The sequence below is a fragment of the Mesorhizobium sp. M0676 genome, assembly GCF_040320535.1.
Lineage (GTDB): Bacteria > Pseudomonadota > Alphaproteobacteria > Rhizobiales > Rhizobiaceae > Mesorhizobium.
The window spans coordinates 203592-217764 of record NZ_JAMYPU010000006.1; the positions used below are offsets into that span (position 1 = coordinate 203592).

General features: G+C 64.4%; 13 protein-coding genes. 6 read left to right on the top strand and 7 right to left on the bottom strand.

Annotation, left to right across the window (positions count from 1 at the left end; genetic code table 11):
• Nucleotides 1–89 precede the first annotated feature (89 nt).
• The gene (locus tag NKI35_RS08990; protein ID WP_023740750.1) at nt 90–992 is read right to left on the bottom strand and encodes a LysR substrate-binding domain-containing protein; all 903 of its coding nucleotides are present in this window, start codon (nt 990–992) and stop codon (nt 90–92) included.
• Here NKI35_RS08990 and NKI35_RS08995 point away from each other — a divergent pair.
• The 4 genes from NKI35_RS08995 to NKI35_RS09010 are packed head-to-tail and all read left to right on the top strand — an operon-like array spanning nt 942 to nt 5870.
• Nucleotides 942–1274, top strand: coding sequence for a hypothetical protein (locus tag NKI35_RS08995; protein WP_352739631.1), 333 nt, complete (start codon nt 942–944; stop codon nt 1272–1274). The two genes, NKI35_RS08990 and NKI35_RS08995, sit on opposite strands and share 51 nt — an antisense overlap.
• Nucleotides 1271–4201, top strand: a complete 2931-nt coding sequence (locus NKI35_RS09000; protein ID WP_352739580.1) for a molybdopterin oxidoreductase family protein — start codon at nt 1271–1273, stop codon at nt 4199–4201. The genes NKI35_RS08995 and NKI35_RS09000 overlap by 4 nt, the downstream gene beginning before the upstream one ends.
• Nucleotides 4198–4926 (top strand): 4Fe-4S dicluster domain-containing protein, encoded by a 729-nt coding sequence (locus NKI35_RS09005; protein WP_023818799.1) that lies wholly within the window; start codon nt 4198–4200, stop codon nt 4924–4926. The genes NKI35_RS09000 and NKI35_RS09005 overlap by 4 nt, the downstream gene beginning before the upstream one ends.
• A 5-nt stretch (nt 4927–4931) precedes the next feature.
• The gene (locus tag NKI35_RS09010) at nt 4932–5870 is read left to right on the top strand and encodes a dimethyl sulfoxide reductase anchor subunit family protein (RefSeq protein ID WP_352739582.1); all 939 of its coding nucleotides are present in this window, start codon (nt 4932–4934) and stop codon (nt 5868–5870) included.
• A gap of 12 nt (nt 5871–5882) precedes the next feature.
• Here NKI35_RS09010 and NKI35_RS09015 read toward each other — a convergent pair whose 3' ends face one another.
• On the bottom strand, nt 5883–6761 hold the full coding sequence (locus NKI35_RS09015; protein ID WP_023738197.1) for a LysR substrate-binding domain-containing protein: 879 nt from the start codon (nt 6759–6761) through the stop codon (nt 5883–5885).
• 94 nt (nt 6762–6855) lie between these two features.
• Here NKI35_RS09015 and NKI35_RS09020 point away from each other — a divergent pair, with 94 nt between their 5' ends.
• A complete protein-coding gene (locus tag NKI35_RS09020; protein WP_352510954.1) occupies nt 6856–7827 on the top strand; it encodes a quinone oxidoreductase family protein in 972 nt (323 codons plus the stop codon).
• 4 nt (nt 7828–7831) lie between these two features.
• On the opposite strand, the gene pdeM is transcribed toward NKI35_RS09020, so the two are convergent.
• Both pdeM and NKI35_RS09030 read right to left on the bottom strand, forming a co-directional pair.
• Nucleotides 7832–8548: a ligase-associated DNA damage response endonuclease PdeM gene (pdeM, locus tag NKI35_RS09025; protein ID WP_023703455.1), complete on the bottom strand. Its 717-nt coding sequence runs from the start codon at nt 8546–8548 to the stop codon at nt 7832–7834.
• Nucleotides 8545–11049, bottom strand: a complete 2505-nt coding sequence (locus NKI35_RS09030; RefSeq protein WP_352739629.1) for a ligase-associated DNA damage response DEXH box helicase — start codon at nt 11047–11049, stop codon at nt 8545–8547. The genes pdeM and NKI35_RS09030 overlap by 4 nt, the downstream gene beginning before the upstream one ends.
• Between NKI35_RS09030 and NKI35_RS09035 the strand changes: the two genes are divergently transcribed.
• The gene (locus tag NKI35_RS09035; protein ID WP_245260071.1) at nt 10957–11151 is read left to right on the top strand and encodes a hypothetical protein; all 195 of its coding nucleotides are present in this window, start codon (nt 10957–10959) and stop codon (nt 11149–11151) included. The two genes, NKI35_RS09030 and NKI35_RS09035, sit on opposite strands and share 93 nt — an antisense overlap.
• A 143-nt stretch (nt 11152–11294) precedes the next feature.
• Here NKI35_RS09035 and NKI35_RS09040 read toward each other — a convergent pair whose 3' ends face one another.
• From NKI35_RS09040 to NKI35_RS09050, 3 genes are all read right to left on the bottom strand, one after another.
• On the bottom strand, nt 11295–12155 hold the full coding sequence (locus tag NKI35_RS09040; protein WP_352739585.1) for a C40 family peptidase: 861 nt from the start codon (nt 12153–12155) through the stop codon (nt 11295–11297).
• A gap of 27 nt (nt 12156–12182) precedes the next feature.
• Nucleotides 12183–12533, bottom strand: a complete 351-nt coding sequence (locus NKI35_RS09045) for a MarR family winged helix-turn-helix transcriptional regulator (RefSeq protein WP_023699486.1) — start codon at nt 12531–12533, stop codon at nt 12183–12185.
• Nucleotides 12534–12595: 62 nt separating this feature from the next.
• On the bottom strand, nt 12596–13957 hold the full coding sequence (locus tag NKI35_RS09050; RefSeq protein ID WP_352739587.1) for a leucyl aminopeptidase family protein: 1362 nt from the start codon (nt 13955–13957) through the stop codon (nt 12596–12598).
• Nucleotides 13958–14173: the final 216 nt, after the last annotated feature.

Here is a 14173-nt window from a genome sequence, read left to right on the forward strand (position 1 = left end):
GCGGCTACCCCATAATGACCATAAATACCCAAACGAGGCCGCACCATTTCACCCCGACCCTAGACCGATATCAGATGCCCTGAGGACGGCTATGCCGGGATGCCGTTCCCCGCTTCAGCGCCGAGATGCGCCTTGAGCGCCATCTGGGCCAGGCTTGCCCGGCGGTCACGATGGGTGATCATGGCGAAGTCGCGCTTCGGCAGTTCGAGCGGCACCGACCGGAGACTGCCCTCGGCGACGGCGCGTCCGACGACGAGGTCCGAGATGATGGTGGCGCCGGCGCCGGCCTCGACCGCCTGGCGAACCGCCTCGTTGCTCGGCAGCACCAGAAATATCTGCAGGTCGCCAAGCGATATCCCCTCGCGGCGGGCCAGGTCCTCCAGCACCTCGCGCGTGCCCGAACCACCCTCACGGATGATCCAGCGCAGCCCTCTGATATCCGGGCGGCCCGGCGCGATCTCGGCGATTTCGGGATGCGAGGCGGCGACGACCAGCATCAACCTGTCGACGTCGACCTTGGTGCGGCGGAGGATGTCTGACTCGGTGCGCCCCTCGACCAGACCGAGATCGGCGGTACCGTCGAGCACATTGGCCTCGACCTGCCTGGTGTTGCCGATGCTGACGCTCAAGCGCACCGCCGGGTAGGCTTCATGGAAAGAGGCCAGCCTGCGCGGCAGCCAGTAGCTGGCGATGGTCAGGCTGGCGGCGATCGACAGGCTGCCGGCGACCGTCTGCGAGACATGCTCCAGCACATTTCGGGCGGCGGCGGCGCGTTCCAGCACCGCCTTGGCCTCGGGCAGGAAACGGTGCCCCGTCTGGGCAAGCTCGATGTTGCGGCCGACGCGGTTGAACAGATGAACGCCATGCTGCTCTTCGAGCGCGCGGATGGCGGCCGACGCCGCCGACTGGGAGATACCCAAAAGCTCCGCCGCCTTGGTCATATGGCCGCGTTCGGCAACGGCAACGAAAATGCGCAACTGGTCCAGCGTCATGTGTGCATTAAGAACCAATTCCGATCGAATTTACAAGAACAACTGATTAGACGGATCGATAGCTTTATTCTACTTTTTCTGCCGAAGTTAGAAAAAATTCGCCAACAAATCGCATCCAACAAAATGATCGGGCGGTTCAGATCCCTGTTTGCGCATTGGACCCGTGGCCTCAGGCGGCGGCTGGCCGGCGACCGCTATCATCCTGAAGAACACTATATGCGTGGCCCCGGACCGAAGGCGCGGGCCAAATTCGCAGGTAGCAAAAGCACGCCGGCATCATGAACCCAGCTGCGCCGCGCGGGGCCAATTCCGCACCGTCGCAACGGTCGCTTGCCGACACGCGCGCGCCGGATGAAGGCGACGGCGTCGACACCTCGCCCGATGTCTCCGACAGCATCGCCAAGACCACCTGCTATATGTGCGCCTGCCGCTGCGGCATCGACGTCCATATCAAGAACGGCAAGGTCCGCTACATCAACGGCAACAAGGCCCATCCGGTCAATCGCGGCGTGATCTGCGGCAAGGGCAGCTCCGGCATCATGCAGCACTACAGCCCGGCGCGGCTGAAGAAGCCACTGCTGCGCAGCGGCCCGCGCGGCTCGGGCGAATTCCGTGAGATCGAATGGGAGGAAGCCCTTTCGATTGCGACCGGGCGGCTATCGCATATCCGCCGGACCGATCCCAAAAAGCTTGCCTTCTTCACCGGGCGCGACCAGTCACAATCGCTGACCGGCTGGTGGGCGAGCCAGTTCGGCACGCCGAACTTCGCCGCCCACGGCGGCTTCTGCTCGGTCAACATGGCGGCCGGCGGACTCTACACGATCGGTGGCTCGTTCTGGGAGTTCGGCGAGCCGGACTGGAACAACACGAAATACTTCATGCTGTTCGGCGTCGCCGAGGACCATGATTCCAACCCGATCAAGATCGGCTTGGGTAAACTCAAGGCGCGCGGCGCCAAGGTGGTGTCGATCAACCCCTGTCGCACCGGCTACAACGCCATTGCCGACGACTGGATCGGGATCCGGCCCGGCACCGACGGCCTCTTCGTCTTAGCCCTAATCCATGAACTGCTGAAGGCAGGCCGCGCCGATCTCGATTATTTGCTGCGCTACACCAACGCCCATGTGCTAGTCGTCCAGGAGCCGGGTGCGGCGGACGACGGGCTGTTCCTGCGCGACAGCGACAACAATCTTCTCGCGTGGGACAGAGTGGCGAAGACAACCGTCAACGCAGCCGATGCGGATGCGAAACCGGCGCTGACCGGCAGCTTCACGTTCGCCGGCCGCCGTTGCGTGCCGGTGTTCCAGCTTATCGCCGACCGCTACATGGACGACAGCTACGCACCCGATGCGGTCGCGGCGCGATGCGGCGTTCCGGCCGACACCATCCGCCGGATCGCTGCCGAACTCGCCCACGTCGCCTTCGAACAGACGATCGAACTGCCGGTTGCGTGGACCGACTGGGCCGGACGGCGGCACGAGACGATCAAGGGACGGCCGGTGTCGATGCATGCCATGCGCGGCATCTCGGCCCACTCCAACGGCTTTCACTCCTGCCGCGCCATCCACCTGCTGCAGGTGCTGCTCGGCACGGTGGACGTGCCCGGCGGCTTCCGTTTCAAGCCGCCCTACCCGCGCTCGGCGCCGCCGGGACCGAAGCCGGCCGGCAAGGTGGTCAAGCCGATGACGCCGCTCGACGGCATGCCGCTCGGCTTCGTCTGCGGGCCGGACGATCTCCTGGTCGACGAGGCCGGCACGCCTTTGCGCATCGACAAGGCTTATTCCTGGGATGCGCCGCTCGCCGCGCATGGGCTGATGCATACGGTCATCCGCAATGCGTGGGCCGGTGATCCGTACCCGATCGACACGCTGATGATGTACATGTCGAACATGGCTTGGAATTCCTCGATGAACACCGTCGAGACCATTGCCATGCTCACCGACCATGACGAAGCGGGTAACTACAAGATCCCCTTCATCATCTATTCCGACGCCTATTATTCCGAGACGGTGCCGTTCGCCGATCTGGTGCTGCCCGACACCACCTATCTCGAACGTCACGACTGCATCAGCCTGCTCGACCGGCCGATCAGCCATGCCGACGGGCCGGGCGACGCGATCCGCCATCCGGTGGTCGAACCGGACCGAGATGTCAGGCCGTTCCAATCGGTGCTGATCGAACTTGGCGCTCGGCTTGGCCTGCCCGGCTTCGTCGAGGACGATGGCTCGGCCAGATATGCCGACTATGCCGACTACATCGTCAATCACGAACGCACGCCCGGCATTGGCCCGCTCGCCGGCTGGCGCGGCAAGGACGGCACGTCTGTCGGCAAGGGCGAAGTCAATCCCGACCAGCTGCAGCGCTACATCGACAATGGCGGCTTCTGGCACCAGGATTTTGCTGAGGACCAGCGCTATTACAAGATGGCCAACCGCTCCTATCTCGACTTCGCAGAGCAGATGGGGTTCATCCCCAAGGCCGAGCCGATCGTGTTCCAGCTCTATTGCGAACCGATGCAGCGCTTTCGCCTCGCCGCGCGCGGTCATGGTCGCGTCCAGCCGCCCGAGAGCGAACGCCAGCGCATCGAGACCTATATGGATCCGCTGCCGTTCTGGTTTACCCCGTTCGAAGAGGCCGCGGTCGATCCGCAGAAATACCCGCTGCATGCGCTGACGCAGCGGCCTATGCACATGTATCATTCCTGGGGCTCGCAGAATGCGTGGCTGCGGCAAATCACCAGCCAGAACCGCCTGTTCGTGCACCACCAGACCGCGGCAGTTCTCGACCTGGCCGACGACGACTGGGTGTGGATCGAAAGCATCAACGGCCGGGTGAAAGGACAGATCAAGCTGGTCGACGGGGTCAATGCGGATACGGTCTGGACCTGGAACGCCATCGGCAAAAGGGGCGGCGCCTGGGGTCTGAAGGACAACGCTGCCGAGAGCAATCGCGCTTTCCTGCTCAACCACATTATCGGCGACCAGACATCGGCTGACGCGAAAGGCAAACGCTATTCGAATTCCGATCCGGTGACCGGCCAGGCGGCGTGGTTCGACCTCAGGGTACGCATTGTCAAATGCTCTGATGAGGAAGCCGGCTTCACCGAACCGCAATTCGAGCGTTTCAGCCAGCCGCCAAATGTCGAGCCTTCGCCCGACATCCTTCGCTTCGGCGCCGAGTTCCGCGTCCATAGGGAAGCCGTGGAATGACCTGCCTTCCCGCCCATACAGACAAGAAGCTTGGCCTGGTCATCGACCTCGACACCTGCGTCGGCTGCCAGGCCTGCGTCACCGCCTGCAAGGAGTGGAACACCGGCGGCCACATGGCGCCACTGACCGACATCGACCCCTATGGCGGCCATGTCGACGGCGTCTGGTTCAACCGCGTACACAGCTATGAGCACATCACCGAAGCGGGCGGGCGCACCGTCAACTTCCCGCGCTCCTGCCTGCATTGCGAGACGCCGGCCTGCGTCACCGTCTGCCCGACCGGCGCCTCCTACAAGCGGGCATCGGACGGCATCGTGCTGATCGACGAAAGCAAATGCATCGGCTGCAAACTGTGCAGCTGGGCCTGTCCCTATGGCGCGCGCGAATTCGATACCGACGTCGGCGTGATGAAGAAATGCACGCTGTGCGTCGACCGCATCTACAATGACAATCTGGCCGAGGAAGACCGCGTGCCGGCCTGCGTAGCCGCCTGCCCGACCAGCGCCCGGCATTTCGGCGATCTCGGCGATCCTTCGTCGGCTGTCTCGCAATTGGTGGCGGAGCGTGGCGGCGTCGACCTGATGCCGGAGATGGGCTACAAGCCGACCAACAAGTACCTGCCGCCGCGCGCCCGGCGTGCCGCATCGGTGCCGGCGGCAAGGCTCGACCCGGTCAGGGCCGAAGGCGGTTTCCTCGGCTGGGTCGACCGCATGCTTTCGAACTGATATCCATGCATCCTGCCGCCTCGGTCGTTTTCTTCACTACTGCTACAGGAGCGGGCTACGGACTGCTGGCGCTGCTTGGCGTGCTGGGCGGGCTGGGCTTCATCCCGGCCGATTTCTGGCTCGGCCTTATCGGCATGGGGCTGGCGCTTGGCCTGATTGCCGCCGGCCTTTTGTCGTCCACCGGCCATCTCGGCCGGCCCGAACGCGCCTGGCGCGCCTTTTCGCAATGGCGTAGCTCCTGGCTGTCACGCGAGGGTGTATCGTCGGTCGCAACCTTCATTCCCGCCGGGCTGTTCGGTATCGGCTGGGTGTTTTTTGGCCGCACCGGAGGCTGGATGGCCATCGCCGGGTTTCTCGCAACTATCGGCGCAATCGTCACCGTCTGCACCACCGGCATGATCTATGCCTCGCTGAAGCCGATCGCGCAGTGGCATAGCCCGTATACGCTGCCGGGCTATCTCATCTTTTCGGCGATGACCGGCAGCGTGCTGTTGAACGCGCTGCTGCAGGCTTTCGCCATCAGCCCGACCGCCGTTGCGGTAGCCGCCCTGCTGCTGACCTTGCTCGGCTGGGGCTGGAAGCTGGCGACGTGGCGATACAATGACGCGCTGGAGATCGCGACCACCGCCAACACGGCGACAGGGCTCACTGGCGGCACAGTGCGCTCGCTGGAATGGCCGCACACCGAGGAGAACTACCTGCTCAAGGAAATGGGTTTTCGGATCGCGCGCAAACATGGCGCAAAGCTGCGGCTGATCACGCAGTTGCTGGCTTTCGCCTTGCCTGCCCTGCTGCTGCTTTCTGTCTTATTCGCTTTGCCCTGGCCATTCGCAGCGGTGCTGTCGGTGCTTGCGGCAATCGTCCAGTTCGCCGGCATGCTGGTCGAGCGCTGGCTGTTCTTCGCCGAGGCCAAGCACACCGTCACCCTCTATTACGGCCGGTAGAGCGTCCCGCCGTCAGGCGGCCCGTGCTCGTGGCGCCGCCGGCAAATCCTTAAGCAGGATTTCGATCGCGGCATCGATTACAGCTGTCCTGCGGTCGTGCGCGTAAAGGCCGTATTGGACCGTGAGCGGCTCGGGCAGGCCGGCTGACGTCTTCAGCACCCGCATCGAAGCGGTACGCACGGATTCGGGCGGAAGCAGCCCGACGCCCAGCCCGTTCTCGATCGCCGCCTGCAGGCCGGTGACGCTCTGGCACGACAGGACGATCCTATACTGCCGGCCGGCGGCGACCAGCGCCTCGATCATACGCCTGCGCCAAGGGCAGGTTGCGCCGAAGGCGGCGAGATCGAGTGGCCGGTCATGGTCCAGCACATAGTCCTGGGCGCAGACCCACTGCAGTTCGACGTTCCATGTCGTCACTGCATCGGCCGCGACGACGGATGTCGGGGCAATCATGACATCCAGCGCATCCTCGCTCCACAGCCGTCCCAGCGCGACGCTGTGCTCGACCATCGCGTCGAGGCTGATGTCGGGATATGTGCGATGCAGCCGCCCAAGCGCGGCCGAAAGCGCGGCCGTGGTGACCTCTTCGGCAAGACCAATACGCACGCCGCCGCCAATGCCAGCCTGCTGCAGACGCGCCACCGCTTCATCGCCGAGAGCGAGGATGCGGGTCGCGTATCCCAGAAAGAGCTCTCCCTCCGCAGTTGGTACGACACCGCGGCCGGTGCGCTGGAACAGATGCCGTTGGAGCAGGCCCTCCAGCCGGCGCATCTGCATGCTCAGCGCCGATTGGGTCTTGCCGGTCTGCGCGGCGACCCTGCTCAGGCTACCTTGCCGGCAGACCGCGACATAGGTGCGGAGAAGGTCGAGGCCGATCTGTTCAGATATCATCTTGTTTGAACTCTGATGTCATCGGTATCAGTCTACAATGATATCCCGCCACGCGCTATCTCACACTCAAGAGAACAGCGCAGGGAAGAAAACCATGAAAGCGATCCGTGTTCACCGCCATGGCGGGCCAGATGTGCTCGCCTACGAAGATGTCGACATCGGCCAGCCCGGACCGGGCGAGGTGCGCGTGCGCAACCGGGCGGTCGGCCTCAACTTCGTCGACATCTATTTTCGCACCGGCGAATACGCGCCGCCCGCTCTGCCATTCATTCCCGGCAATGAAGGCGCCGGCGAAATCGTCGCCGTCGGTGAAGGCGTCAGCGGCTTCGCGCCTGGCGACCGAGTCGCCTATGTCGAGACGCTCGGCGCCTATGCCGAAGAACGCATCGTGCCGGCGCATTTCGTCGTGCATCTGCCCGACGCCATCGATTTCGAGACGGGTGCGGCGATGATGCTGAAAGGGCTGACGGCGCAATATCTGCTGCGCCGCACGTTTCGCGTCGAGGCGGGCCATACCATCCTGGTGCATGCCGCGGCGGGCGGCGTCGGCCTCATCCTGACGCAATGGGCCAAACATCTCGGCGCGACCGTCACCGGCACGGTCGGTTCACCCGAAAAGGCCGAACTTGCGCGCGCCAATGGCTGCGACCATGTCATCGAATACAGCAAAGAGAATTTCGCCGCACGGGTGAAAGAGGTCACCAACGGCGAAGGCTGCCACGTCGTCTATGACGGCGTCGGCAACGCGACCTTCCCGGGCTCGCTCGACTGCCTGCGGCCGTTCGGCACCTTCGTCAGCTACGGCACGGCATCGGGATCGATCCCACCCTTCGATATCATGCTGTTGATGCAGAAAGGATCGCTGTTCGCCACTTGGCAGTTGCTGTTCCATCATCTCGCCAGGCGTGAGGACGTCGTCGCCATGAGCGAGGATCTGTTCAGCGTCGTCCTCAGCGGCGCAGTGAAAATCCCGGTGCACACAAGCATGCCGCTTGCCGAAGTGGCGGAGGCGCATCGCCGGCTCGAAGCACGGCAGACGACAGGCGCAACCGTGCTTATACCGTAGAAACTCAGCCCGGCCGCAGCATCGAACCGGAAATGGCGAAGATGCGCGCGGCGCCCATCATATAAGCTATCAACGTCTCGCGGCGGAACAGGCCGGCATAGGCGCGGTCGAGCACGTTGAGCGAGCCGGTATAAGCGCCGAAGGCCGGCATGATCATGCGGCCGCCATCGCCGGCAAAGCAGCGCCGCCGCACCGAGCGGCCCTGCTGGACGATGCGGGCGCAAGGGTGAAGATGGCCGGCAACTTCGCCCTCGGTTCTTATCTTCGACGGCTCGTGGCGGAACAGCAGCGAGCCGATGGCGAGTTCGCGCACCGTCTCGCCGGGCAAATCCGCCGGCGCTTCCGGGTCATGGTTGCCGGCGACCCAGAACCAGTCGCGGCCGGCCATCAATGCTTCCAGCCGATCGCGGAAGGTTTGATGCATGCGCTCGGCGCCGCCGCCGTCGTGGAAGGAGTCGCCCAGGCTGATGACGATGGCCGGCTGGTAGTCCGCGATTACCGCCTGCAGCCGGAGCAGAGTGGCGCCGGTATCGTAGGGCGGGATCAGTGCGCCGCGCCTGGCGAAGGACGAGCCTTTTTCCAGATGCAGGTCGGAGACCGCGAGCAGCCTCAGATCGGGGAAATAGAGCACGCCGCGCGAATCACAGATCGCGCGCTCGCCCGCGATGCCGACAAAGTCGGCCTCGGCGATCAGCGATGCCCGCGCCAGCGAAAAATTCATTCCTCAACCATCCCAGGACCCATGGCTTCCTCGACCAAAGTCGCGGCATCCATCAGCAGCGTTTCGTCGGCCTCGCCGTTCACCGGCATCTTGCCGATTTCGAGCATGATCGGCACGGCCAGCGGCGATATCTGTTCGAGTGCCTTATGCACGATTCGACCCTGGATACGCGAGAGCATGTCGGCAAGTCTGCTGACATCGAGCAGACCGGTCGCCGCGTCGGCGCGCGTCGCCTGCAGCAGGATGTGGTCGGGCTCATGGCTGCGCAGCACGTCATAGATCAGATCGGTCGAGACGGTGACCTGGCGGCCGCTTTTCTCCTGGCCGGGGTGACGTTTCTCGATCAGGCCTGAAATCAGCGCGCAGTTGCGGAAGGTGCGCTTGAGCAGCCAGCTGTCGGCCAGCCAAGCCTCGAGGTCGTCGCCCAGCATGTCCTGGTCGAACAGAGCGCCAAGCGAAGGTTTCCGCGATTTGAACATCGCGCCCATATCGCCCAGCGACCAGATGGCCAATGCGTAGTCGGTGGCGACGAAGCCAAGCGGCCTGGCGCCGGCCCTGTCCAGCCGGCGGGTGAGCAGCATGCCGAGCGTCTGGTGCGCCAGCCTGCCCTCGAAAGGATAAGCGACGAGATAGTGACGGTTGCCGCGCGGAAAGGTCTCGATCAAGAGGTCGTCGCGTTTGGGCAATACCGATTTGTTGGCCTGGAACCGCAGCCAGTCCGATACCTGCTCCGGCAGCTTCCCCCAGCGCTGCGGGTCGTCCAGCATGGCGCGCACCTGCTCGGCGAGGTAAGTCGAAAGCGGAAATTTGCCGCCGCCATAGTAAGGCACCTTGGCGTCGCTTCCCGGCGCATTCGAGACGAAGCATTCGTTCTCGCGGATGCCTTCGAAGCGCAGCACTTTGCCGGCAAACATGAAGGTGTCGCCATGCGTCAGCGTTTCGAGGAAGGCCTCCTCGATCTTGCCCAGAGCCCGGCCGCCGTGCGAAGCCGAGCCTTTGCTGCCGGCCTTGACGTAACGCACATTGAGCGCCGGCACCTCGATGATGGTGCCGACGTTCAGCCGGTATTGCTGCGCGACGCGGGGATTGGAGACCCGCCACATGCCGTCCTTGTTGAGGCGGATGCGGGCGTAGCGCTCGTAGTTCTTCAGTGCGTAGCCGCCGGTGGCGACGAAATCAATGACGCGGTCGAATGTCGGCCGGTCGAGGCTGGCATAGGGCGCTGCTGTCAGCACTTCCTCATAGAGATCGTCGGCGCGAAACGGCGCTCCGCAGGCGCAGCCCAGCACATGCTGGGCCAGCACATCGAGCCCGCCATTGACCAGCGGCGGCGTATCCTGGGCGCCCAGATAGTTGGCGTCCAGCGCTGCCCGGCACTCCAGCACCTCGAAACGATTGGCCGGGATCAGGATCGCCTTCGACGGCTCGTCCATGCGGTGATTGGCGCGGCCGATGCGCTGCGCCAGCCGGCTGGCGCCCTTGGGCGCGCCGACATGGACGACCAGATCGACATCGCCCCAATCGATGCCAAGGTCGAGCGTCGAGGTGGCGACGATGGCACGGAGCGCGTTTTCCCCCATCGCCTTCTCGACGCCTCGGCGCTGGGCGACATCGAGCGAGCCGTGATGCAGCGCGATCGGCAAGGTATCCTCGTTGACCCGCCACAATTCCTGAAACAGCAGCTCGGCCTGGCTGCGGGTGTTGACGAACAGCAGGGTGGTCCTATGGCGCTTGATCTCGCGGTAGATTTCCGGCGTCGCATACCGCGCCGAATGGCCGGCCCATGGCACGCGCTCTTCCGAATCGAGGATCGAGATTTCGGGCTTCGCGCCGCCGGTTACGACGATGAGCTCAGACATATCGGGACTTGCCAGGCCTTTGGGCGGATTCTGGCTCACCAGCCAGCGCCGCAACTCGTCGGGCTCGGCCACCGTTGCCGACAGACCGATCGTCTGCAGGCCGGGCACGATGCTGCGCAGCCGCGCCAGCCCGAGCGCCAGCAGATGGCCGCGTTTCGATGTCACCAGCGAATGCAACTCGTCGAGCACGACATAGCGCAGATCCTCGAAGAATCGCCCGGCATCGCCGGCCGCAATCAGCAGCGCCAATTGCTCGGGCGTGGTGAGCAGGATATCGGGCGGCGCCAGCTTCTGGCGCTGTCGCTTGTGGGAAGGCGTGTCGCCGGTGCGCGTCTCGATCGTGACGGGCAGGCCGATCTCCTCCACCGGCTTGCCGAGGTTGCGCTCGATGTCGACGGCCAGCGCCTTCAGCGGCGAGATGTAGAGCGTATGGATGCCGCGCCGTGCCATACCGGCTTTGCGTCTGGGGCGGTTGGCCAGTTCGGTCAACGATGGCAAGAAGCCGGCCAGCGTCTTGCCGGCGCCGGTCGGTGCGATCAAGAGCACCGATTGCCCGGCTTGAGCCTTCGCCAGCAGCTCGATCTGGTGAGCGCGCGGCGACCAGCCTTTTTCGCCAAACCATCTGATGAATGGCTCGGGCAGAAGGACGGCGGCATTCTGTTTGGCAAGGCGCGGCTGCTCGGTCACGCGAAAGAGGTAGCGCGACGGCGCGCGATCGCCAAGGAAAATCGGAACAAAAGGTGATCGGCCGAGCTATCCCTCGCCGCGTTTACGGGGAGAGGGATGCCGGCCGGCAAGTGAGGCGCAGCGCGACCTTTCAGTCGCTGGCGTCGCCCCTCATCCGCCCCTTCGGGCACCTTTCCCCGTGAACGGGCGAGGAAGAGGCGCTAGGGCCGCCGAAACCCAGTCGGCCCGCCATACAGATACCCAATCCGATCAACCGCATCCTTCAGCCCTTCGCGCGAGACCAGCATGGTGTGGCCGTTGGCGTGGATCATTGTCTCGGCGTCCGTCATGATCGCGACATGGCCCTTCCAGAACACCAGGTCGCCGCGTTTCAGTCCGGCATAATCGAATCCCGGATCGAGCGGCTCGCCGAGGCCTGCCGCTTGCATGTCGGAATCACGCAGCACATTGCGGCCGGCCATGCGCATGGCCAGTTGCACAAGGCCCGAACAGTCGATGCCGAAGCCGGAGGTGCCGCCCCAGAGATAGGGCGTGCCGATAAACATCTCGGCGACCGAGACATAGTCGGCGGCGATGTCACTGACCGGGCAAATATGGCCGGCGATCAGCGCCTCGCCGGAGGGCAACAGCGCATAGTGCGTGCCGCGCGTTTCGGCGGCACCGGTTACCGTCACCGTCGAGCCCATCGACAATTGGCCGCTGATCGGGAAGCGCAGATCCGGGCCAGGATAGAGGAAGGTGCGCGGCGCCGTGACGATGTGGGTTGGCGCATGCTCGGGTGCGCCCAGCATGGTGGCGCCGACGTAGCCGACATAGCCGTCACGTTCGGCCTGGACCCAGGCCCATCCCTCGGCTTCCTCGAAGACAAGCACATCGTCGCCGAACAGAATTTGCGTGTTGACGCCGGCATCCGGGCGCGGTGCCTTGCGCACGTCAGCCACGGAGGCTGTGATCCGGGCCGGACGGCCGGTGACGAAGCGATCGGCCGACACCTCCCCTTTCAGCCTGGCATCGGCGAGGTCGGAACGGAAGGCGTGGAGGCGGGCGTCCCTGGCAGTCAAATCGGTACTCGTCTAGTTCTGGATTGATCAGATGGGCAGTTCATGAGCCTTGGCAACGATACCATCCCCGAAGCGCTCGACAAAGAGCGCGCCTTCGACCGTGCGCCGGATCAGCACATTGCGCTTGTCGAGCTCGTCGCGATGGCGCGACACCAGTTTCAGCGCACCCATAGTGTCGAGCGCGCGGGTGATAACCGGCTTGGTGACATTGAGGCGGGCGGCTAGACCGCGCACCGTGTGCGGCGGCGGGTCGAGATAGATGGTGAACAGGATCGCCGTCTGGCGCATGGTGAGATCTGGCGCGCCGGCGCGCACCTGCGACAGCATCACCTGCTGCCACAGCCGCATCGCCTGGCTCGGACGCATCGAAATCGACATCGCCCGAGCATGACGGCAAATTGTTTCGGTTCCGTTTCAGTTTTGGTGGCCGTCCCAGGGCGTCAGGCATAGCGCCTCGAAATGACCCGCTCCAGTGCACGGATGCCTTGCGCCTCTCCGCCGGCGGGTCCGTAGGGGCGATCGGACGGGTTCCAGGCGAAGATGTCGAAGTGCGCCCAGCCCGTTGTCCGTTCGACAAAGCGCTTGAGGAAAAGCGCCGCGGTGACCGAACCGGCGAAGCCGTCGGTGGTGACGTTGTTGATGTCGGCGATCTTCGACGCCAGCCTGGCGTCATAGGGCCGCCACAACGGCATGCGCCACAACGGATCCTCGACGGCCATGGAGGCCGCAGCCAGTTCGGACGCCAGCGTTTCGTCGCCAGTGTAGAAAGGCGGCAGATCGGGCCCGAGCGCGACACGCGCTGCCCCGGTCAGCGTCGCCATGTCGATCAGCAGTTCCGGCTCCTCGTCATCGGCCAGCGCCAGCGCATCGGCCAGCACCAACCGCCCTTCGGCGTCGGTGTTGCCGATCTCGACGGTAATGCCCTTGCGGCTGGTCAGTACATCTCCAGGCCGGAAGGCGTTGCCGGCAATCGAATTCTCGACCGCCGGGATCAGGACGCGCAGCCGCACCTTCAGCCCGGCAGCCATGATCATCGAGGCCAGGCCCAGCACATTGGCGGCGCCGCCCATATCCTTCTTCATCAAGAGCATGCCCGACGAAGGCTTGATGTCGAGGCCGCCAGTGTCGAAACAGACACCCTTGCCGACCAGCGTCACCTTCGGCGCGCCTTCGGGTCCCCAGACCATGTCGATCAGGCGCGGCGCGCCGACCGAGGCGCGGCCGACCGCATGGATCATCGGGAAATTCTGCTTCAGGAGATCATCGCCCTTGATCACCGACACCTCGGCCTTGTGAGTGGCCGCCAGGGTCCGAACCGCCTTCTCCAACTCGTCCGGTCCCATGTCGCTGGTCGGCGTGTTGACCAGGTCGCGCGCCAGGAAGACGCCGTCGGCGATGCCCCGGACACGTCCTGGATCTACGCCGAGCGGCAGCGCGAAACGCAGCGCCTTGCCTGATTTCTTGCCGTAGCGAGTGAAGACGTAACCACCGAGCACCAAGGCTATGACCGCGAGTTCCGGCTCGGCTGGAGCGGCGGCAAAATGCCAGTCGCCTTCCGGCAAGGCTCTCGCCAGCATGCCGACGGCCAGCGCGCCCTCGCCGTCACCGACGCCGAACAAGGCGCCAGCAAGGGAACCGTTGTCGCCCGGGACGGCGAGCGTCCTGCCGGCTTCGCCGGAAAAGCCGTTGGCGGCCGCCCATGCGATCGTGGAAGGCGAAAGCCCCAAGGCCTCCAGTCCATCCCTCGCGACCAGATGGATCGGCAAGGCAGTGTTTAGTGTCTCGACGAGTTCGACGGGCATTTCGATGGTCTCCGGGAGGCTTGCAGATCGTCCTCAGTCAAGTGACAGGGACGTCGAATGATTTCAACATCTATGCACAGAGCCGAGCATGGGACGTGCCAGGTCAGTGGCTTCCGGCGGCCGTTCACCGATCCGACGGCTCGCTTTTTAACTGTCCGTTAGGGTTAACAGAATATTTCTGCAGGGATGAAGATGGCCACGTGAATGGCCACGCGC

Bases quoted from the DNA above. Each gene is read 5' to 3' on its own strand.
- NKI35_RS08995 (WP_352739631.1), top strand. From the start codon at position 942: ATGGCCGCGTTCGGCAACGGCAACGAAAATGCGCAACTGGTCCAGCGT.
- NKI35_RS08990 (WP_023740750.1), bottom strand. From the start codon at position 992: ATGACGCTGGACCAGTTGCGCATTTTCGTTGCCGTTGCCGAACGCGGC.
- NKI35_RS09000 (WP_352739580.1), top strand. From the start codon at position 1,271: ATGAACCCAGCTGCGCCGCGCGGGGCCAATTCCGCACCGTCGCAACGG.
- NKI35_RS09005 (WP_023818799.1), top strand. From the start codon at position 4,198: ATGACCTGCCTTCCCGCCCATACAGACAAGAAGCTTGGCCTGGTCATC.
- NKI35_RS09010 (WP_352739582.1), top strand. From the start codon at position 4,932: ATGCATCCTGCCGCCTCGGTCGTTTTCTTCACTACTGCTACAGGAGCG.
- NKI35_RS09015 (WP_023738197.1), bottom strand. From the start codon at position 6,761: ATGATATCTGAACAGATCGGCCTCGACCTTCTCCGCACCTATGTCGCG.
- NKI35_RS09020 (WP_352510954.1), top strand. From the start codon at position 6,856: ATGAAAGCGATCCGTGTTCACCGCCATGGCGGGCCAGATGTGCTCGCC.
- pdeM (WP_023703455.1), bottom strand. From the start codon at position 8,548: ATGAATTTTTCGCTGGCGCGGGCATCGCTGATCGCCGAGGCCGACTTT.
- NKI35_RS09045 (WP_023699486.1), bottom strand. From the start codon at position 12,533: ATGTCGATTTCGATGCGTCCGAGCCAGGCGATGCGGCTGTGGCAGCAG.
- NKI35_RS09050 (WP_352739587.1), bottom strand. From the start codon at position 13,957: ATGCCCGTCGAACTCGTCGAGACACTAAACACTGCCTTGCCGATCCAT.